Origin of the sequence: Aquimarina algiphila (assembly GCF_007489275.1) — a bacterium.
Classification (GTDB): domain Bacteria; phylum Bacteroidota; class Bacteroidia; order Flavobacteriales; family Flavobacteriaceae; genus Aquimarina; species Aquimarina algiphila.
In genome coordinates this window covers 53389-74289 of the sequence record NZ_VLNR01000016.1, presented here as the reverse complement: position 1 = coordinate 74289, position 20901 = coordinate 53389, and the positions used below count along the sequence as shown (strand labels likewise).

The window sequence follows — 20901 nt, the reverse complement described above, 5'->3', positions numbered from 1 at the left end:
CTATGGAAATTATAGGAAGTATTATAAAAGGAGCCATAAACTTAAAGGGAGCTCTGACTTCAGAACCAAATCACCTTGATGCGCAACAAAAAGTTCTTGAACAGTTGTTAAAAACTGCTTCGGAAACTGACTTTGGTAAGAAATATGGTTTTGAGAGCATATTGAAGTCTAAAGATGTTCAAAAAGAATTTGCAAGTAAGGTTCCATATTTTGACTATCATCAATTGTTAGAACAATGGTGGCATCGCGTAATTGATGGAGAAGAGAATGTCACGTGGCCCGGTAGTCCTGATTATTTTGCACTAAGTTCTGGTACAACCGGAAAGAAAAGTAAGCGTATTCCAGTGACTAATGAAATGATCGAATCTATTCGTAGTGCAGGAATAAAACAGGTCGAAGCGCTATCTAATTTTGATTTACCGGCTTCATTTTTTGAAAAAGAAATCATGATGTTGGGTAGTTCTACTGATTTACAAGAAAAAGATGGACATCTCGAAGGAGAGATCAGCGGTATCAGTGCAAGCAACATTCCTTTTTGGTTTGAAGGGTTTTATAAACCAGGTAAAGAAATAGCACAAATAGATGATTGGGACAGACGCGTTCAACGTATTGCAGAAAAAGCAAAAGATTGGGATATAGGAGCTTTAAGTGGTATCCCATCTTGGATGGAACTAATGCTTCAGAAAGTTATTGAGTATCATAATGCCGAAACTATACATGATATTTGGCCAAACTTGCAAGTGTATACTTCTGGAGGTGTTGCTTTTGCACCGTATGAAAAAAGCTTTAATAACTTATTAGAAGATCCTATCACCGTAATTGACACGTATCTAGCTTCAGAAGGATTTATAGCGTATCAGGAACGTCCCGAAACCGATGCAATGAAATTGATTACTGATAACGGTGTTTATTTTGAATTTGTTCCTTTTCAATCAGAATTTATCAACCAAGATGGTTCTTTAAAGCAGGATGCTCCATCGATCACATTGGCAGAAGTCAAAACTGATCAGGATTATGTTTTATTAATAAGTACTGTTTCTGGTGCATGGAGATATATTATTGGCGATACTATAGAGTTTACTGATGTAGCAAGAGCCGAAATTAGAATTACCGGGCGCACCAAGTTTTTTCTAAATGTAGTTGGTTCACAATTATCGGTAAACAAAATGAATGCTGCTTTACGAGAAATTGAGGAAAAATTTGACCTCGAAATCCCAGAGTTTACGTTGTCAGCGACTCGAATTAATGACGAATTTCATCATCATTGGTATTTGGGCACAGAAACTTCAGTAGAAAATTTCGTTTTGGCAGAAGCGCTTGATGAGGTGCTCAAAAAAACGAATAAAAATTATAAAGTTGCTCGAAACAAAGCACTAAAAGGGATAAAAGTGACTACTGTTCCATCATCAACTTTTTCAGAATGGAGTGGTTCACAAAAGAAAAAAGGCGGGCAGGTAAAAATGGAACGTGTAATGTCTGAAGAAAAGTTTGCTGAATGGGAAGCTTTTGTGTCAGAAAATATTTCAAACTAAAACGATCGACATATGAACTACAAATACATGGCACTTATTATACTTACCGTTTTAGTGTCGGGCTGTGCGCTGTATGAACCAAAATACAGAGAACCTTTTGATGAATCTGTTATTCCAAAAGGAGGTGAAATAGAAAAAACCTTTTATCTAATTGGTGATGCTGGATATGCAAAAACAGGTCAGAGTACCCCTGCACTATTAGCTTTAGAAGAATATTTAGAAAATCATAAACAAAAAGGCAATTACACGATCTTCTTAGGTGATAATATCTATCCCGACGGGATGCCAAAAGAAGGGGAGAAAGACCGAGATATTGCAGAACATCGCTTAAATGCCCAAATAGATGCTGTCAAGAATTTTGATGGACAAGTATATTTTATACCAGGTAATCATGATTGGTATAATGAAGGCTTAAAGGGTTTGGAGCGTGAAGAGAAGTACTTTGAGAAGAGATTGAAGGATAAGAAGGTATTTAGACCTTCAAAAGGATGCGCTCTAGAGAGTATTGAAATTACAGATAATATTCAACTCATCATTTTAGATTCACAATGGTATTTAGAGGATTGGGATAAGCACCCAACAATCAACGATAACTGCCCTGAGATCAAGACCAGAGAGGCTATGTTTCTTGAAGTTGAAAGTGAGTTTAAAAAAAATCAGGATAAAACAATCCTTTTTACATTACATCATCCCTTATACACAAATGGGGTTCATGGTGGAAAATATGCACCAGTTAAACATTTATATCCATCCCAAAGAAAAGTACCTTTACCTATTTTAGGGTCATTAGCTATGCAAATTCGTACAGCAGGAGCTATTTCTACTCAGGATAACCAAAACAAGCAGTACAAATCGTTAGTACGAAGATTAGAAACATTGGCTAAAGGAGCAAACAGAATTATTTTTGCTTCGGGTCACGAACACTCTTTACAATATATAGAGCACAAGGGAATTAAACAGATTGTATCTGGGTCTGGTGCAAAAAACTCGTATGCTACCTTAAGTAATGATGGTTTGTTTGCCTACGGAGGCCAAGGGTTTGTAAGATTGGATGTTTACAAAAATGGTACTGTATGGGCTTCGTATTACGGTGCAGAAAATAATGAACCAAAATTATTGTTTAGAAAAGAAATTTATAAAGAAATTCCAAAGTATGATGTAAGTGTTATTCAAGAAATAACTCAACAAACTATATCTGCTTCAGTCTATGAAAAAGAAAGTACAGATAAAACTGAATTTTATGAAAGCATATGGGGTGACCATTATCGCGATTTATACGGAAAGAAAATTCAGGCTAAAGTTGCTATTTTAGATACTCTCCATGGGGGATTGGAAGTAGTTAGAAAAGGTGGAGGGCATCAAACTCGATCGTTACGACTTCAAAGTAAAGAAGGTAAGCAATATAATATGCGAGCACTGAAAAAAAGTGGTATCAAGTTTCTGCAATCCACAATTTTTCAGAACAACTATGTGGAAGAATCCCTTGAGAATACTATTTCAGAAGATATTTTACTCGATTTTTATACAGCTGCACACCCTTATATATTTACTGTCATTCCAGAGTTGTCTGATGCTGTTGGTGTTTTTCATACCAACCCCAAAGTGTACTTTGTCCCAAAACAAAAAGCCCTTGGGAAATATAATAGAGATCATGGAGGGGAGCTCTATATGATAGAGGAACGCCCAGAAGAAAATCATAAAGATTTAGCTTCTTTTGGAAAGCCTGACGATATTGAAAGTACCTCTGATGTTTATGAAAGGCTACGTAGAGACGAAAAATATAAAATTGATGAATCAGCTTATATAAGAGCCAGAATATTTGATATGTTGATAGGAGACTGGGATCGTCATCAGGATCAATGGCGATGGGCAGAATACGAACTAGAGAATGGTGATCACATTTTTAAACCTATTCCCAGAGATCGCGATCAGGCATTTTCTAATTTTGATGGTGGTTTTTTGGGTACGTTAAGAGGTTTTATGGGATTTGCGAATCAGTTTCAGGTCTATGATGATGAATTAAAAGATGTAAAGTGGATAAATGCATCTGCGACAAGGTTGGATCGTACACTTATCAAAAATAGTGGAAGAGAAGAATGGTTAAATCAGGCAAAATTTATACAAGAAAACCTAACAGATGCAGCTATAGAAAGTGCTTTTCAGAATATTCCTTCTGAAGCAGAGGGAGAAGATTTGAATACGATAAAGAGAAATTTGAAGGGAAGGCGACAAAATATAGTGGAGATAGTAAATCGGTACTATGATTATCTCACAACTTTAGCCATCATTACAGGAACAGATAAGGATGATCTTATTCATATCGAACGAATGAAAAAAGGAAAAACTAGAGTAACAGTTTCTAGAATCAAAGATGGAGAAAAGGGAGTTGTTGTAAGCGATAAAACATTTGATAAAAAAGACACTAAAGAAATTTGGATTTATGGTCTTGATGATGATGATGTATTTGAATCTAGTGGAAAAGTAGATAATCCTATTCACATAAATATTATAGGAGGACAAAACAATGATATTTATAGATTTAAAAAAGGAAGAAAGATTACGGTTTATGATCATAAGAGTAAGCCCAATACAATAGACAAAAAAAGTGGAGCAAAAATTCGATTTACAGATAATTATCAAATTAATAATTTTGATAAAAATGAAGGCGTAATAACCTCTTCTTCCGTACTACCTGTTATTGGTTTCAATCCTGATGATGGAGTACGTATTGGACCTATGGGGGTATACACTATCAATGGGTTTCATAGAAATCCTTTTTCAAGTAGTCATAGTTTTTCTGGGGGATATTATTTTGCTACACAAGGTTTTGATATTGGATACAGAGGAGAATTTGCAGGAATATTAGGAGATTATAATCTTTTAATTGGTTTGAAATACACCAGTCCAAACTTTGCTGTGAACTTTTTTGGATTCGGAAATGAAACTGAAAATAATCAAGATGAATTAGATTTTGATTACAACCGAGTAAAGTTAAGTACATATAGTGCTTCTCTTGGGGTAGTCAAAAATGGACGTTTAGGTAGTTATTTTGAATATAAGGGTTCTATAGAGGGAATAAAAATTGACGATACACCAGATCGTTTTATTACTCAGGAAGCTAACTTGGAAGATCCAGAAGCCTTTGATCGTAAATGGTTCTTAGGGTTGGATGGAACTTATCGCTATGAAAGCTATGATGTAGTCGTAAATCCAACTAGAGGGATGAAATTTGAAGTTAATATTGGGGGGCGTATGAATGTTGACGATGCAGAAAGGACTTTTGGATATATCAAACCCCATCTTGGATTTTATAATGCACTAACCCGTAATCGTAAACTGGTTTTAAAAACCGCAGCTCAAGGACAATTTAATATCGGGGAGAATTATGAGTTTTATCAGGCTGCTCATTTAGGTGATGAAAACTTATTAAGAGGCTATAGAACCGAACGTTTTACAGGGCAATCTTCTCTTGCCGGAAGTGCAGATATTCGATATAGTTTTAACCAATTTAAAACACGAGTTTTACCGTTACAAATAGGAATATTTACTGGAGTAGATACCGGAAGAGTCTGGATTGCTGATAATGAGACATCAGATAAATGGCATAGTGACTATGGTGGAGGTTTTTGGGTAAATAGTGCTAATGCTATGAGTGGAACTTTTAATCTTTTTACTGGAGAGGACGGAGCTAGATTTTCATTTTCCTTTGCTTTTAAGTTTTAAAAATTGAAATATGTCATATCATTATCATTATGGTCTACTTCTTGCAATGTTAATTTTTACAACCACTATTCGGGCTCAAGTATCAGATCTATCCAGAATAGAATATACTTTTTTTCCACAACGTAATAGTGATAATTCATTTAGAAGGTTACGCATATTCGCCAAGTATCCTGTAAAACTTAATGATAATGAAAGTTATCTTGTACCGGGTATTGAATATCGCAATGTGAATTTTATATATCGAGATGAAACTACTTTTGATATTAATGGTCTCGAGCGTTTTAGTTCTCTTGAAGCAAGCCTGGCTTATACTTTTAAATTAAAAAACAATTGGCGATTTGCTGCTCAAGCTGGAGCCATCGCTGCGTCTAATTTTGAAAAAGAGGGTTTAAACTCCGAAGATATATTATTTACCGGTTCTTTTTATTTTGTGAAAAATAAAAAAGAGGATCCAAATATAAATAAACCTTGGAGACTTATTCTTGGGTTACGATATTCTACTAATGCAGGGAGACCTTTTCCATTACCTTTTATAAATTACTATCGAGAGTTTCGTTCTAATTGGTCGTTTGTATTAGGAGTCCCAAAATCTAATGTTAAGTATGTCTTCAAGAAAAAAAATGCTTTACAGGTTTTTACTACACTAGATGGTTTTTTTGCCAATATTCAAAATAATCGAAACTTCTTTGATTTAGTAACTTCTGAACAGAAAACAGCTAGTAATATCTCTATGACTATTGTACTTTCGGGATTAGGCTATGAAAGGTATTTAACAAATCATTTGATGTTATATAGTTATGCAGGATTTACAGTTATAAACGATATACGATTGCGTGATAACGATCAAGAAGACGTATTAACCATCAATGATCAAAACAGTTTATATATTAGAGCTGGCTTGAAACTAAAGATATAAGTAAGTCTAATAAAACATAAACCCAATCCCAGCTGATAGTACAGAGTTGTGTATTTCTGAATCATTAATAATTTCTGAGAGGCCATAACTGTATCTTACTTGCATAAAGAACCCATTTTTGAATTTGTATTCAATCCCAGAGGCCAATTGAAAATCGAAACTTTTTATAGCATCTGATTCTAGATCCATGTCATTTACTAATAAACTATCATCAATTTCTCCATTGAGTTTAAATCCTAATTGTATTCCTCCTTGTATATTTAACCCTTCTAATAAGTAAGCTTTGACTAAAATAGGTACTTGGATATAATTAATTTTAACTGTTCTTTTTTCTCTGAATTGATGTCGGATTTCAAATCCTTGTCTAGAGTATAATGTTTCTATTTGTAACCCAAATTTTTCTGTAAGCATTGCTTCAGCAGCTAACCCAACATAGAAATCGGTTCTAAAATCTGGGCTATCTAGGTTTTCTGTACTAACTGTTGCAAAATTTAGACCCCCTTTGAAACCTAACAAAGCAGATTGTAAAGGATCATCCTGGGTAAATCCAGTTGCACATAAAAATATAACCACTGTTAGTGATAAGAATTTTTGTCGTATTCTCATGATTCTATAATTAGATTTTTGAAATTAATAACAATTGTATTGATTGGTTAACTCAAATAGCCGATTCTTTAACCCTTCTGAGATTTTAAAAAAGCCATCAATTACGAATACTAAATTTTATAGAAAAAGTGTAATATGTTCTTTATGAAAAATATAATATTAATATGGCTATAGAAGCCTTTATAATTAGGTGTAATCAAAATTAAAATTCGGAAATTGAAAAAAGTTAAAGACCTAAGAAAGCAGCTTTAATTTATTCTATGGTGTAGATTTATATTCTTAATATTGGTTAGCTTCACTTTCCTTAATGTGAGAATTTTCAGTCTTAAGGATTTCTATACCCTTTTGCATAACCAATGATGTTGGAAGAGTAATATCACGTTCATCATCGGTTTTCATAAAAAGATAGAATCCCGTAATATCTATAACCTTACCGGTCCATTCAAAGTCCTTATCTAAAACTCTAATTCTATCACCAATGCGCATGGGATGACTAAAAAACAAGATCACACTTGCTGTTAAATTAGATAAAATAGACCATTGCGCAAAAAAGCCTACACCTAAAACAGCCAAAATGGAAGAAATAAATAACGCAAACTGTCTATGATCTACACCCCAAATAATAGCTAAAAAAGAACCCCCTGTAATATATATTAAAAGATAACTTAGATTGAATATTATTTTTCTTCGATTAACATCAATAGCTTTAACAAAACTAAATCTTCGAATAGCTCTCTTAGTAATAAATATTACTAAAGTCATAACAGCAAAAACTATTATAGTAAGAAATAATTCTTGTTTGTAAATTAACATAAAGGATATTTTATAGTTTTTGTAAAATTATTTTTTTATTCAAACATATTAAGAAAAATAAAAAGATATTCTCATTTGGCTGTTTCTTTTAATTTTAATTCAGGTAATATTAATAAGGGTAGAGGGCTATTAAATGTTATTTTGTCTACTACATCTTCTTCCATTAATTTTTGAAAGAAATTATGTTTATGATGTACTAAAGCAATTAAATCACTTTCTGTCTGTGTTGCAAACTCTTTTAATGCATTAGTTTCTGATGTTTCAACATCTATTTTGCAAAAAATATAATCTAAATCTTTAAATAACACTTTAAGAGTTTCTTTGTTTACTTTTTGATAATCATTTAAATACTCTTCTATCATGATTCTAGCAATATTAATTTTTGAATGATTAGATAAAGCAATGTCAATAAGTGGATTTAATTCGTCTTTAACAAAAGTTCGTTTAAAGTTGGTCGAAAATGCAATAAGTGAAGGCTTTTTAGGGATATAACTTTGAGGGACCACTAATAAAGGACAGTTTTCAACTCCGTTGATCACCTTTACAGTATTACTTCCTAAAAACATGCCTTTAGTTCCTTTAGCCCCCATTGTAATAAAATCGATTTTTTTTGTATTTAACATATGGTTAATTGCGTTAACTAAAGTATTCGCTCTGGAAACTATTTCAAAATTATGGTGGTTATTATCATTTTCTTTATTAGTTTTATTTAGTAATATTTTGAGGTTTTTTTCAGATTCTTGAGACATCTCAGTCAAAATCGAATCATTATATTCTTTACTTAATAAATTAGAAGGATTACTGATATAAACATTTAACAGATAAAATGTGCAAATTTCAGAACTGAATAGGGTTTTTGCATACTGTAATGCATTATTTGAATTGTCAGAAAAATCAATAGGAACCACAATCTGTTTCATTTACATCAAGTTTAAAGAGTTTATTAAATATACTAAATATTGTAAAGTGAAATATTTATAAGATTGATTACGATTTTTAAATAAAAAGAAATAGTAACTTGGTATAATTACATGCAAACAGATATTTATGACACTTTTAATTTCTAATATTGAACCTATTGTACAACTAATCTCTATCGTAGCAATATTGGTTATTATTCTTAGTATTATTTTAAGAAAATTGAATCAAACGTATATTATTGGGTATATCTTAGTGGGAATTTTTCTTGGTGAACATGGTTTGAAAATTATAGATGATAAAGAATCTGTCCAACTTTTGGGTGAACTTGGTGTAATTCTTTTATTATTTTTTATTGGAATGGAAATCAATCTTATTGATTTTTTGAAACGATGGAAACTTGCAGTGCTAGGTACGTTGTTACAAATTATGTTGAGCGTGGTAATGGTATTTTTAATCGGATATTTTTTTAACTGGAGTTTAGCCAGATCTGTCGTACTTGGATTTGTAATTGCTCTAAGCAGTTCTGCAGTAGTAATTAAACTTCTTCAGGATAAGAATCTTATAGAGACAAAAATTGGTAAAAATGTACTGAGTATTTTATTAGCGCAGGATGTAGTTTTTGTGCCTTTGTTAATTATTATTTCTCAGTTAGGTGGAAAAACTGAATCTACAGAGAATGTTATATTAATGATTATTGGAGCCATCATTATTGTATCCGTACTAGTATATATTTATATTAAGGGATCTATTCTTCTACCTTTTTCAAAAAGGATATATAGAGATCATGAACTTCAAGTTTTTATGGCAATTTTTCTATGCTTTGGCTGCGCTTTGGCTACATCATTTTTCGGAATCTCTCCCGCCTTAGGGGCTTTTGTAGGAGGAATGATAATTAATGCCGCTAGAGCAACACATTGGATACACGACACCTTACATTCATTTAGAGTATTATTTGTTTCCTTATTTTTCATAAGTGTTGGACTGCAAATTGATTTGGGTTTTGTAAATGATAATCTTTGGATCATCCTTTTGGTTATTTTAATAGTGTATATAACCAATCATTTGTTGAACACACTGATCTTAAAAGTATTTTCAAATAGTTGGAAAGAAGCTTTTTTAGGAGGAGCCCTTCTAGCTCAAATAGGAGAGTTAAGTTTTTTAATTAGCTCCACGGCGCTTGGTTTAGGTATAATAGAAGATTTCTCTTATAATTTTACTATAACTCTTATCTCCTTAACTTTAATAATAAGCCCTTTCTGGATTGCATTGTCAGAAAAACTAATTCGTTCAAAAAAACAAAATGATGAATAAAGCGTATCTTAATCACTTGTGTTTTTTTAATTACAAAATCGTATGAATTTTAATAAATAGATTAAAACCTTTTTGTAAGTTCAACAATCATAAGGATCTGAAAAATTCCATATGACTTTTGATTAGTTTTAGTGATATCATACGAATTAAATAACCATTTTAGTATTAAGAAAAGAATGTTTAGGAAAAGCTTCAGCTCGAATGATTTTTCAGGATGAAATTGAAAAAAATTATTTCGAGAATATCTTTTTTGATCCAAAAATTTTGTTTTGGATACACTTTTTCCCTATGTCGAATTGAATTGATAAGTTTTAATAAAAAAATCAAAATGCACAACAATTTAATAAACAAAGGGCTTGCTTTACCTGCAAGCCCTTTGTTTATTAAATTTTCTTTTAAAAACTTTTTTAGAACATAAATCCAATACCAGCTGAGAAAGTAGAATTATGCGCATCGGTATCTTCTACAATTTCAGAAAAGCCATAGGTATATCTTGCCTGGATAAAAAAGCTTTTAGTTAATTTAAATTCTGCACCAGCTGCCAATTGAAAATCAAAATCTTTGATACGATCAGTGTCAAAATCTCCACCGTCTCCTGTTGGATCAGTATCTAGCTCTTCATTAATTTTGAAACCAAACTGCGGACCTGCATGAATGTTAAATCCTTCGATCAAATAGATTTTTGCCAAAAGTGGCACTTGAATGTAATCTATTTGAAATTCTGCTTCAGGAGTTACAGTCACACCGGCAAAAGTTGTTTCTTCTATGTCAAACCCTTGTCCAGAGTAAAATACTTCTCCTTGAAGAGCAAATTTTTCTGTTATAAAAGTTTCAGCTACAAGACCTGCATAAAAACTAGTTCTCGAATTTGGTTCTTCAAAATCATCTCCTGTAACTGTTGAAAAGTTGACACCAGCACGTGCTCCGAATTGAAATCTGTTTTCAACTTCTTGTGCTAATAGGGTCGCACTGCAGAAAATAAGGCTTAAGAATAGAGTTGTTTTTTTCATCATTGTATGTTTTTGTTTTTAATTTTTATTAGGCCAAAACTACAATGAGTAAATAGGAGAGATTGACTCAAAAAACTGAGTTTTTAACTCATTTCATCAGAGGAATATAATTTAACAGAATTTAGGCAATTATAAAGAATAGTTTGATGTCTACTATAGCAAAGGACTAAAGAATCGTGCAATACCTTCAGACAATTTTCTTTTTATCCCCCTTTGTTTATAGGTTTCATAGTCTAATAATACACTCTCCCCACAATCTGTGATAAAATCTTTACAAATACTTTCTGCAATTGGAGAGTCATAGATCAAAGCATTAGTTTCAAAATTGTGTTCAAAACTTCGGTGATCAAAATTACCTGAACCTACAGAAGCAATTTCCCCATCCATTACAATAACTTTGCTGTGTAAGAAATCATCTTTTTGTTGGTAGATCTCAATTCCTAGAAATAATAATTCTTCAAAAAATGAAAGCATACTATATTTTGCCAACCAGGAATCTGATTTTTTTGGGACCAATAATTTGATAGTTACTCCGCTTAGAGCTGCTATTCTTAAAGCTTCAAGCATCGCATTGTTTGGAATGAAATAGGGGTTGGAAATATAAATGTATTCTTCGGCAAGGTTAATCATAGTAATATATTGCTGCATAATCGAAGGATGATCAGCATCAGGCCCACCCGCTACAATCTGTACTTTTACATCTCCATGTTTTTCAATTTCGGGTAAGTAATCATTGGTTAGCAATAACTCTTGGTTACTTGCAAAATAATAATCCTTTATAAACACTCGATGTAGACTGTCTACTGCTGGACCATTTAAATATAAATGTGTGTCATCCCAAATACCAAGTTCTGATTTTGGATTGATATATTTGTCAGAGATGTTGACCCCTCCAGTAAAACCAACTTTGCCATCTACAATAATAATTTTTCTATGATTACGATAATTTAAAGTAAACAAAAAACTTCCAAAATGTAATGGCATTATTGGGTATACACTTGCCCCAATGTCTCTGAATTTTTTAATTGCTTTTTTTCGTAATGAATAGCTACCTATTGCGTCATATAAAATTCGTACTTCAACATTATTTTCTAGCTTTTCTTTTAGTAGGAAATATAATCTGTCAAATAATTCTCCTTCTTCAAAAATATAGTATTGCAGATGTATGAATTTTTCAGCTTTTTGTAGTTCTTCAAAAATGATATCAAAAGTCTTTTTTCCATTTTGTAGCACTTTAACTCGGTTTGCTGGTTGAGTAACAAAATTTGAACTGTTTCGCAATAGTGTGGATAACTTGGCACTTTTCTTATTTTCAAATTCAATTTTTTGTTCTTTGATTAATCGATTTCGAAAATTTTCATCATATAAGCGTCTTCTAACGGTCTGTTTAAGTTTAAAAAACTTGAATCTTCTTCGGTTAATACCAAAAATGATATATAAAATAATACCTATGAATGGAAATATTAAGACAATAAGAAGCCAGCTTAAGGATTTTGTTGGTCTAGAACCGTAAAGAATAATATGCAGAATAGCTAAAAGAGTGAGAGTGCTATATAAACCAATTGCAATGATCATATTAATAATGTTTTAAATGAGTATACAATTGCTATAGTGTTTTAAGTGAGTTACTATTTATAATTGGGCTGCTAAATTCGATAGTGTTTTTTATTTTTATTAAAAGTAAAAATTTAAACATTATAGGCATCATTTCTAACGATAAAAATAAAATTACACTAATTTATAACTCTGGTACTTCATTAGCAGGTAAACTTACAGTTACGTATGCAACTCTGAAAAAGATATTTTGGTTATTGGCACTTAAAAAACTAATGTTACAAGAGACAATGGTTGGAAGTCGCAGATGGTATTGATTTGGAAATTTCAGACTTGACCCAGAAAGAATTTCCAACTACAGAAAGTTGTATGATCCACAAGTTGAACTCAAACCAGAAAATTAGGATAAAAATGATTAAAAATCATCCAGAGGTAGTTTTATTTCCTATTATAACTGTAGGAGATAAGTTTTATCAAATTAAAAACCCTTCTGATTTTATGAGCATAACTGATTCTGATATGGCAAGTATTTTCAGAAGTTTATTATAAAAACAATGTATTTAATTTTTTATTCTGAATTAAAGTAAATTATCTTCTTTCGAGATGTTTTTCTGAGGTATTTTATCAAAGAAGCTTACTGCCAAATCTCGGTCTTTTTTTAGATTATTTCTTTGTAAGAAAGTACCTTTCGATCCGCTGATAGTTTTTAGTATGTATAAAACAGAAGTATCCGTCGGATTTTTGATTCCTTCAAACAGGTATCTTGCGACTACATAAACTTCATGGGGTTTAAATTCTTTCGAATCTGAAACATCGACGAGTTTATTTTGATGTAATATATAATTTGACGTATATCCTTTCTTTTTATAAATTTCTTTATATTTATTTTCGTTGGTATCAAAACTTGATTCCATTAATTTATTATTAATTATTCTGGGATGTTAAAAATGATTAGAAAGTAGAAACATATTAAGAAAAATAACAGAAAAAAGAAAAAGATAGTATGGATTGTTATTTTTTTATACCCGAAGTTATAACGAAACACCTTTTCTAATCTTGACATAACTCTCAATTTATACAAAGAATAGTTTAAACAGGTAATCCATTAAGTAATTACCTGTTTGTAAGTAGTGCATTGATCGATTAAGATTAATTATCATCAGTAACATCTTCAACGGCATCTTTTACCTCTTCTGCACCTTCTTCTACTGCATCACCTACTTCTTCTACTGCATCTTCTACTTTTTCTCCTGTGCTTTTCTTTTCTCTACAACTAGTGCTAGCAACAATTAAGCAAAGTGCTGCAAATGATAATATTATTTTTTTCATGATTATTAAATTAAAAGTGAGTTATGCTTTGAATCTTTTACCAAATATGAGAGATAAAATAAACAGTACGATAAATATAAAAAATAAGATTTTGGCAATACTGGCAGCTCCTGCTGCAATACCTCCAAAACCGAATACTCCTGCAACAATTGCAAGAATTACAAAGATAATAGTGTAACGTAACATGGTAATTGTTTTTAATTAGTAATGGCTCTTTACTCTAGAGCAATTTGATTTTCAAATTTTTACACTGTAAATTTCTTAAAATACTAAGTATTCTATTAACTGTATCACTAAGATTGTTAACTCCATTACAGTATATGAGTTTTTTTTCTTTAAATTAATTAAATTAAAAGTACCTTTATACTTATTCCTGTCAATAATAAAGGTAGATGAAGAAAAAAATAGAAGCACAAGACCATCATGTGAAAAATTTGGTTATTGATTTGGCTGATAGTCTTGGTATAGATTATGAGAATTCTCATCACGAATATTGTGTGCGATTACCTGAAGAATTTGGTTCTGGATATATGCGATCTTATCAGTTTGATTTTGGAGTAGGGGTTATCGAAACAGATTATTTACTAAAAAAAGAGTTTCATTTTGAATTAAAAAAAGGAACTATTCACCCTCTAAAAATTATGTTCAATAGAGAGTCAGGTTTTTATCATAAGTTTGAAAATAGTGATGAGTTTAGTGAAATAAGGCGACTAGAAAATGTTATGCTTTCTAGTACATCAAAGAATAATCATCTTTTTAAAATTCCTGCTAATACTCCGATTTGTATTTTTAGTTTAGAGATCAACAGAAAACTTTTTGAGGAAAAAATAGAATCTTTTTTACCTAATATGAACGAAGATCTTATAGAGTTGTTTAGAGATGTAAATGGGATCAATCAATTTTACTACAAAAATTATTATAGTCTGGAGATTTCTAAATTTATTTCAGAATTTACAGAATGTGAGCTCACTGGTTTTATGAGACAAGTATATCTGGAAGGAAAGGCATATGAAATATTAACTCATCAATTACAACAATATCTTGATGACCTTAATGAACCAGATAAAAGATTAATTCTACGACAAGCTACTATCGAAAGTATAGAAGATGCTGTATCTATAATTAAAGAGGAAATTGATAGTATAGGCAATATTATAGATATAGCAAAGCGTGTAGGACTGAATCAAAATACATTGCAAAATGGGTTTAAACAACTTTATAAAACATCAGTAAACGAGTATATCAAAAACTTTAGAATAGAAACCGCTAAAGATTTGCTTGAATCTTCTAATCTTAATATTACCGAGATAACTTATAAAGTAGGGATTAATTCCAGAAGTTATTTTGCAAAACTATTCAAAAAACGTTTTGGTGTAAATCCAAAACAATACTTAAATCAGGTGCGAAATAAAAAAGAGAAGTCTAAATCTGCATAAATGTGGTCAAGGTTAATAAAATATTTAATAGAACTCTTCTGATCTTCTAAAATTCACTATTTATAGGATGTAAACTGATCAATAGTGTTAGTATATGTTTCAAAATTGTTAATCTGTTTACTCTAAATCTAATTTCTTTGCACAAAGTATAAAGTACAGCATAGAATTTGTAAGAGAATGCAGAAAATTGAGATACATAGTATAGATGGTGTTGAAATTTTAGAACAACTAAATGTTCATTTGAAAGGAAAATTAACTAATCAATGGGGAGAACACGTTTTGGAGTTTGATAATGAACTAGGAAAAGGAATTGTACGTAGTATTGCCTTTGATTGGGGAGTTTCGTTGGTTGATTATGATGTTAGTTTTGTCCAAGACACTAAAATTGTATTTACTATTGGAAAAGCCAATCCAATAGAATTTATTTTTATATCAGAAGGCAAACTCAATTACACTAATAATACAGAGGAAAGACCATATACTTTTGAGCGTTATCAAAACATAATTATATCAACACAGAAATTTTCTAAAGAAACCTATGTTTTTCCTAAAACAGCTACTGTTAAAGTCAATTTTATTTATGTACTACCAGGTGAGTATGCTAAGAAAAAGAATAATAACTTATCTTATTTAAGCAAAAGTTTATTCTCTGCTTTTAATGAAGAAAATGAAAAATCGCCATATAAACATTTTGGTAATTATAACCTTAAGATAGCGGATCAGGTTAAACAACTACAAGAAAGTTATGAAAGTGGTATTGTACGTACACTTTCGATTGAGGGGCAGCTCAATCTGATTATGGCAATGCAGATGTTGGAGCATAACAATTATGAAAACGGCTTAGCATTGCCTGAATCACTTTCCAAAGAGGATATCAAAAAAATTCACAATTTGTCTGGTTATATTATTGATAATATCTCAGAGCCATTATCAGTACAATCTTTGGCAACGAAAGCTGCCATGAGTTCTAAGAAATTACAACTTGGTTTTAGAGTTCTGTATTCAAAATCTGTGAATGAGTATATAAGGCAGTTAAAACTTGAAATTTCAAGAGATTATATAAAAAATACTAACGATTCTATTTCAGAAATCGTATACAACATAGGATTCAAAAGTAGAAGTTATTTTTCTAAGATTTTTTTTGAACGATATGGGATTTTGCCTACCGATTATAGAAAAAAGATCAAAACAAAGTAATAACGTTAATAAATTACTCTTTTGAATTAAATACATATCTGTTTTCTATTTTAATTTATTTCTTAAATGTAAACCCAATAGTATAAAATACTATCAGGTTTTGATTAAAAGATAAAATTACCCCAATCTAAATCAGAACTATATAAATGCAAAACGAAAAAGTAATTATCAACCTTAGGTTTAAATCAATCTTATCCACAGAAGAAATTTGTAAATTATCAGATGATAGAAAATATTTATTGAAAAATACAAAAGGATTGATCTCACTATTTTGTTATATTAATGAGGAAACTAATACTATCGGGGGAACCTATATTTTTAGAAATATGGAACTAGCACAGCATTATCTTGGACTTTTTTTAACGGAAGGTCTTGGTCCAAAATACGGAGTCATTCCTAAAACTTTAAAAATAGATATTGGTTGTTTGAAAGATGAAATACATGGGAGGAATGCATAATAATAATAATAATAATAATAATAATAATAATAATAATAATAATAATAATAATAATAATAATAATAATAATAATAATAATAATAAAATGTTATGGTAGGGGGATGTCCTTATAGTATATAGGGTCAAGCATAGAATCATATAATATATCATTCTTAAAAAACTCTTTGGCTATAGGATGCGCTTTCAATTCCAAAGTATTTTGATGATTTAGGATATGACTAATTTCATCCATATTAGCATGAGAGTCTAACCAAGTATCATATAAATTCTCTGAGATAATAACAGGCATATTTGTATTTAAGTTTTGGATTTTATTTACGATTCCAGTAGCTTTTGTCATCAACATAGAGCAGGTAATAAAACCATCCTCAAGTATATTATAAATTCCCGCTAGATAAAAGGGCTTTTTAGAAGCCAAATATACATAATAAGGATATAGAGAACCATGAGATAAGTGATAAATAAAAAATCCAGTAACAATAATAACGCAACGTCTATTATGATAGGGTTCCTGAAATATTCCATTAGAATTTAAATTCTCTTTTGAAACACTTAGTGTATTTAGTACCTTTTGAAAATCAGACCAATCATCTTCATAATTATTAGGTAAAAGTCCCCAAATTGCGTACGATATATTGTTAGGGTCATCTATTGTAATTACTGATAATGTGGCCTCTTCTGTACCATCAATAATAGGATTAGGAGTATATAGTTTTGGGAACTTATACTTGATGCCTAGTTCTTTTTCGATGAGTTCTCTCTCTGCAATATTTGAAATTTTTTTATACATTATTCAGAATTACTCGTGCAAGTAAACAAAAAATCAATAACTACCTTACCTCGTACCGTTTAAATAGTAACGCATTTGAACGTTATAACGGTTAAAATTAGTAATTGTTTAATTTTTGTGCAAATGAGGTATAGAAAACACCAAAAACGTTAAACTTATGAGTCAATACCTATTAGCTTTGTAAGAATTCAATTGGTTAACTGATTGAAAATCAAAATTTAATATTCTAAAAAAGATGTATGGAGAATTTGACTAAAAATTTTGATTCCGCTCCTTTAGAGCTTTATGCTCTCAAAGATTTATTCAAAGGAAAAATCACAAAAGAGCAAGATATATATGTGCTCACTTTGGGGCAGCAATTTGGTTATGGAGAGGTGCGATATACAGGTTTACAAAAAGGATTAAAAGCTTTTGATTTTAATATTTTGACAGTTGATGATATAGAATTTCCAATAAATTCTTTTACTACCGATTCATTACAATTTCTATATTGTTTAGATGGTTTCTGCTCTTATAAGTTTGAAGATGTTGATGAAATACATCAAATAGATCAATTTCAAACGGCAGTGGTTCATAGTCGAAATGGATTGCAAAATCGAATCTTAATTCCTGGAGGAAAGCGATTGGTATTGAATATTATCTTTGTCAATAAAAGGGAGTATTTTGATAAGTTTAGCAAAAAGCCTAATCAATTTGGTGAAAAACTTCAGGAATTGTTACAGCATATTGATAATACACCTAAACATTTTCACTCTGGAAGTTACAGCCTAAAAATTGCAGAACAGCTCAAGCTACTTATTGGTATAGAATATACAAACGAAATATCAGAATTATTATCTCAAAAAGGAAGGTATTATCTCATCTTAGCAAAACAAATAGAAAAATTTTGTTTAGAAATCGATAATAATTTAAATACCAGTGGTTTATTAAAGAATGAATTAAAAATGATCTCAGAATTGAGTGATTTCATAAAAAGGTATCCAGAAATACAGCATAGTATTAAGACTTTATGCCATGAATCTGGTTTGTCACCTGCAAAACTGCAGGAAGGTTTTAAATTTATGTTTGAAAGAACTGTTTCTGATTTTGTAAGAAATGTGCGTTTAGAAAAAGCAGAAAAACTCATTCAGTCTACTGATTTAACAATTTCAGAAATCGTATATTCTGTAGGGCTTACAAGTAGGAGTTATTTCTGTAAGATCTTTAAAAAGAAATATCACTATAGTCCTAAAGAGTATAAATCAAAAAAGACAAGTACAAAGTAGTAGATAAAATATTTTGACTTTTATGTTTGACTTTCAGAATAGTTCCAGACCATAATTCTGAATCTGAGTTATTGAAAACTTCCCAAATGTTATTCACCCTACGGTTTTTCAAATGTTATTAAACAATATGTAAATGAGTTATTCAAATACTTATATGAGTTAATCTGGGACTACTGTAGTATTAATTTTGTATAAAATTTAAATTTCACGGTATGAAAAAAATAACAATATGTCTTGTATTATCGGCATCAGTTCTGTTTTCAAGTTGCTTAGGTTCGTTTAGTGCTTTTAATGGATTAAAAGATTGGAATAATGATATAAGTGATAGTAGATTTGTAAATAATCTTGTATTTTGGGGGTTAAATATTATACCTGTTTATGGTTTGTTCGTTCTAGGAGATGTAATTATCTTTAATGTAGTTGAGTTCTGGAGTGGTTCGAATCCACTGGCAATGAATGAGGGGAATGAAGAAACACAAATTGTTAAACATGGCGGAAGCACTTTTGAAATGAAGGCAACCAAAAACAGATTACAAATTAATATCATTGATGGTCAAAGAAAAGGAGAAAAACTTGATTTAGTATACAGTCCTTCTCTAAAATCCTGGAGTGCCATTAAGTCTAATGGAGAAGTAATTAAACTTTCTTCTTTTGAGGAAGGGTTTTTTGTTGTTCATCTTCCTGATGGAGAAAAAGTTAAAATAGATCCAAATATACCTCGTAATGAAGGGTTAGTTTTGTTAGATCACAAAATAGTGTCATATCAAGATTGCTTGCTTGCAGAAAATAATTAAAATTAATTTCGAATTATTAAAAAGAGATTGTTTTAGGCAATCTCTTTTTTTGGTTTTAAGGATTTTAATCTTATTTAAAATATGAAAGAGACTAAAAAGAGAAGTTTATATAAAAATAAAAGGTTTGTTATACCAGTACTTATTACAATGATATTAATTATAGGTAGATTGCTATTGCCTTATTACGTAAAAAAGTATGTAAATAATGTATTAGCTGACATCCCTGGATATTATGGTCAAGTTACGGATATCGATATTTCATTGTTAAGAGGAGCTTATGTGATTGATGGCCTGTATCTAAATAAAATTGATGTAGGATCTCAAGTTTCATTTTTAGATTTTGAGAAAACAGATATTTCAATCGAATGGAGATCAATATTCAAAGGGAAAATTGTGAGTGAGATTATATTAACGAGACCAAAATTCACATATATATTTGAGGATCATAAAAAAAATAATTTGGAAGATCCAGAATTAAACGATTGGACAAAGGCATTAACAGATTTAGTTCCTATTGATATTAATAGATTAGAAGTTATTAATGGTAAAGCAGCATTTGTACAATTATCTGCCAATCCTAATATAGATTTACATTTAGATCAAATTGATTTAGAAGCAAAAAACTTACGTAATATTGCTCGTACAGATAAGGAACTACCTTCTTCAGTAAAAGCGACTGCAGTTTCTATAGGAGGTGGGACCGTAAAGCTAAATGGAAAAATGGATCTTGTTAAAACAATTCCTGATATAGACATATCTTTTTCGTTAGAAGAGGCTAAGGTTACATCGTTAAATGATTTTACAAATCATTATGCAGGTATTGATTTCAATAATGGAGAGTACAGTGTTTATAGTGAAGTTGCTATTGCTGATGGGTTTTTAAAAGGATATGTAAAACCAATGCTCACCGATGCTAGACTTATTGGCAGAGAAGATGGCTTTCTAGATACTTTGTGGGAAGGATTTGTTGGTTTTTTTAAGTTCGCATTAAAAAATCATAAAACTAATACATTGGCAACCAAAGTACCTTTAGAAGGAGATTTAAATACAGTAGAGAGTAATATTTGGGTAGCGATATTTAACATTTTTGAAAATGCTTGGATAAAAGCTTTTAAAGGGATGACTGATAATTCTGTAAATTTTGAAGATGCAAAAAAAGCTGCGGATAAAGCGAAGTAAAGAAAAGACCTCTCAGAAAAGTCTGTTTCACCCAAGTAAACCATTACTTTGATTGTGGCCATCCCGA

General features: G+C 30.8%; 20 protein-coding genes. 11 read left to right on the top strand and 9 right to left on the bottom strand.

Features of this window, described 5'->3' with window-relative positions; genetic code table 11:
• Positions 1 to 2 precede the first annotated feature (2 nt).
• Genes FOF46_RS09855 through FOF46_RS09845 form a run of 3 tightly spaced genes read left to right on the top strand, consistent with a single transcriptional unit; the run spans position 3 to position 6171 of the window.
• Complete coding sequence (locus tag FOF46_RS09855) at positions 3 to 1532, top strand: GH3 family acyl-acid amido synthetase (protein WP_143916340.1); 1530 nt, start codon at positions 3 to 5, stop codon at positions 1530 to 1532.
• Positions 1533 to 1544: 12 nt separating this feature from the next.
• Positions 1545 to 5255: a metallophosphoesterase gene (locus FOF46_RS09850; RefSeq protein ID WP_143916339.1), complete on the top strand. Its 3711-nt coding sequence runs from the start codon at positions 1545 to 1547 to the stop codon at positions 5253 to 5255.
• Between the two features lie 10 nt (positions 5256 to 5265).
• Positions 5266 to 6171 (top strand): DUF6268 family outer membrane beta-barrel protein, encoded by a 906-nt coding sequence (locus tag FOF46_RS09845; protein ID WP_244299600.1) that lies wholly within the window; start codon positions 5266 to 5268, stop codon positions 6169 to 6171.
• 6 nt (positions 6172 to 6177) lie between these two features.
• Here the strand turns inward: FOF46_RS09845 and FOF46_RS09840 are convergent, their stop codons facing one another.
• From FOF46_RS09840 to FOF46_RS09830, 3 genes are all read right to left on the bottom strand, one after another.
• The gene (locus tag FOF46_RS09840; RefSeq protein WP_244299599.1) at positions 6178 to 6777 is read right to left on the bottom strand and encodes a porin family protein; all 600 of its coding nucleotides are present in this window, start codon (positions 6775 to 6777) and stop codon (positions 6178 to 6180) included.
• Positions 6778 to 7056: 279 nt separating this feature from the next.
• Positions 7057 to 7590, bottom strand: a complete 534-nt coding sequence (locus FOF46_RS09835; protein ID WP_143916338.1) for a mechanosensitive ion channel family protein — start codon at positions 7588 to 7590, stop codon at positions 7057 to 7059.
• Positions 7591 to 7661: 71 nt separating this feature from the next.
• The gene (locus FOF46_RS09830) at positions 7662 to 8510 is read right to left on the bottom strand and encodes a universal stress protein (RefSeq protein ID WP_143916337.1); all 849 of its coding nucleotides are present in this window, start codon (positions 8508 to 8510) and stop codon (positions 7662 to 7664) included.
• 127 nt (positions 8511 to 8637) lie between these two features.
• On the opposite strand from FOF46_RS09830, the gene FOF46_RS09825 reads away from it, so the two are divergent.
• A complete protein-coding gene (locus FOF46_RS09825) occupies positions 8638 to 9822 on the top strand; it encodes a cation:proton antiporter (protein ID WP_143916336.1) in 1185 nt (394 codons plus the stop codon).
• A gap of 407 nt (positions 9823 to 10229) precedes the next feature.
• Here FOF46_RS09825 and FOF46_RS09820 read toward each other — a convergent pair whose 3' ends face one another.
• Together FOF46_RS09820 and cls are read right to left on the bottom strand one after the other, a co-directional pair.
• The gene (locus tag FOF46_RS09820; protein WP_143916335.1) at positions 10230 to 10832 is read right to left on the bottom strand and encodes a porin family protein; all 603 of its coding nucleotides are present in this window, start codon (positions 10830 to 10832) and stop codon (positions 10230 to 10232) included.
• A 153-nt stretch (positions 10833 to 10985) separates the two neighbouring features.
• Entirely contained in the window at positions 10986 to 12407 is a 1422-nt protein-coding gene (cls, locus tag FOF46_RS09815; protein WP_167571785.1) for a cardiolipin synthase, read from the bottom strand.
• A 390-nt stretch (positions 12408 to 12797) separates the two neighbouring features.
• Here cls and FOF46_RS31465 point away from each other — a divergent pair, with 390 nt between their 5' ends.
• Positions 12798 to 12935: a hypothetical protein gene (locus FOF46_RS31465; protein WP_167571784.1), complete on the top strand. Its 138-nt coding sequence runs from the start codon at positions 12798 to 12800 to the stop codon at positions 12933 to 12935.
• A 29-nt stretch (positions 12936 to 12964) separates the two neighbouring features.
• Here the strand turns inward: FOF46_RS31465 and FOF46_RS09810 are convergent, their stop codons facing one another.
• From FOF46_RS09810 to FOF46_RS09800, 3 genes are all read right to left on the bottom strand, one after another.
• Positions 12965 to 13300, bottom strand: coding sequence for a hypothetical protein (locus FOF46_RS09810; RefSeq protein WP_143916333.1), 336 nt, complete (start codon positions 13298 to 13300; stop codon positions 12965 to 12967).
• Positions 13301 to 13535: 235 nt separating this feature from the next.
• Positions 13536 to 13715, bottom strand: coding sequence for a hypothetical protein (locus tag FOF46_RS09805; protein WP_143916332.1), 180 nt, complete (start codon positions 13713 to 13715; stop codon positions 13536 to 13538).
• A gap of 21 nt (positions 13716 to 13736) precedes the next feature.
• On the bottom strand, positions 13737 to 13901 hold the full coding sequence (locus FOF46_RS09800) for a DUF1328 domain-containing protein (protein ID WP_101447995.1): 165 nt from the start codon (positions 13899 to 13901) through the stop codon (positions 13737 to 13739).
• Positions 13902 to 14107: 206 nt separating this feature from the next.
• Here FOF46_RS09800 and FOF46_RS09795 point away from each other — a divergent pair, with 206 nt between their 5' ends.
• From FOF46_RS09795 to FOF46_RS09785, 3 genes are all read left to right on the top strand, one after another.
• Positions 14108 to 15151, top strand: a complete 1044-nt coding sequence (locus FOF46_RS09795) for a helix-turn-helix domain-containing protein (protein WP_143916331.1) — start codon at positions 14108 to 14110, stop codon at positions 15149 to 15151.
• A gap of 177 nt (positions 15152 to 15328) precedes the next feature.
• A complete protein-coding gene (locus FOF46_RS09790; RefSeq protein WP_143916330.1) occupies positions 15329 to 16348 on the top strand; it encodes an AraC family transcriptional regulator in 1020 nt (339 codons plus the stop codon).
• A gap of 146 nt (positions 16349 to 16494) precedes the next feature.
• The gene (locus FOF46_RS09785) at positions 16495 to 16806 is read left to right on the top strand and encodes a hypothetical protein (RefSeq protein ID WP_143916329.1); all 312 of its coding nucleotides are present in this window, start codon (positions 16495 to 16497) and stop codon (positions 16804 to 16806) included.
• An 88-nt stretch (positions 16807 to 16894) separates the two neighbouring features.
• On the opposite strand, the gene FOF46_RS09780 is transcribed toward FOF46_RS09785, so the two are convergent.
• The gene (locus FOF46_RS09780) at positions 16895 to 17596 is read right to left on the bottom strand and encodes an SOS response-associated peptidase (protein WP_143916328.1); all 702 of its coding nucleotides are present in this window, start codon (positions 17594 to 17596) and stop codon (positions 16895 to 16897) included.
• A gap of 239 nt (positions 17597 to 17835) precedes the next feature.
• On the opposite strand from FOF46_RS09780, the gene FOF46_RS09775 reads away from it, so the two are divergent.
• The 3 genes from FOF46_RS09775 (at position 17836) to FOF46_RS09765 (ending at position 20834) form a co-directional block, all read left to right on the top strand.
• A complete protein-coding gene (locus FOF46_RS09775; RefSeq protein ID WP_143916327.1) occupies positions 17836 to 18861 on the top strand; it encodes a helix-turn-helix domain-containing protein in 1026 nt (341 codons plus the stop codon).
• A 212-nt stretch (positions 18862 to 19073) separates the two neighbouring features.
• Positions 19074 to 19655 (top strand): DUF3332 domain-containing protein, encoded by a 582-nt coding sequence (locus FOF46_RS09770; protein WP_143916326.1) that lies wholly within the window; start codon positions 19074 to 19076, stop codon positions 19653 to 19655.
• A 147-nt stretch (positions 19656 to 19802) separates the two neighbouring features.
• Positions 19803 to 20834 (top strand): DUF748 domain-containing protein, encoded by a 1032-nt coding sequence (locus FOF46_RS09765; protein ID WP_244299598.1) that lies wholly within the window; start codon positions 19803 to 19805, stop codon positions 20832 to 20834.
• Positions 20835 to 20901 lie beyond the last annotated feature (67 nt).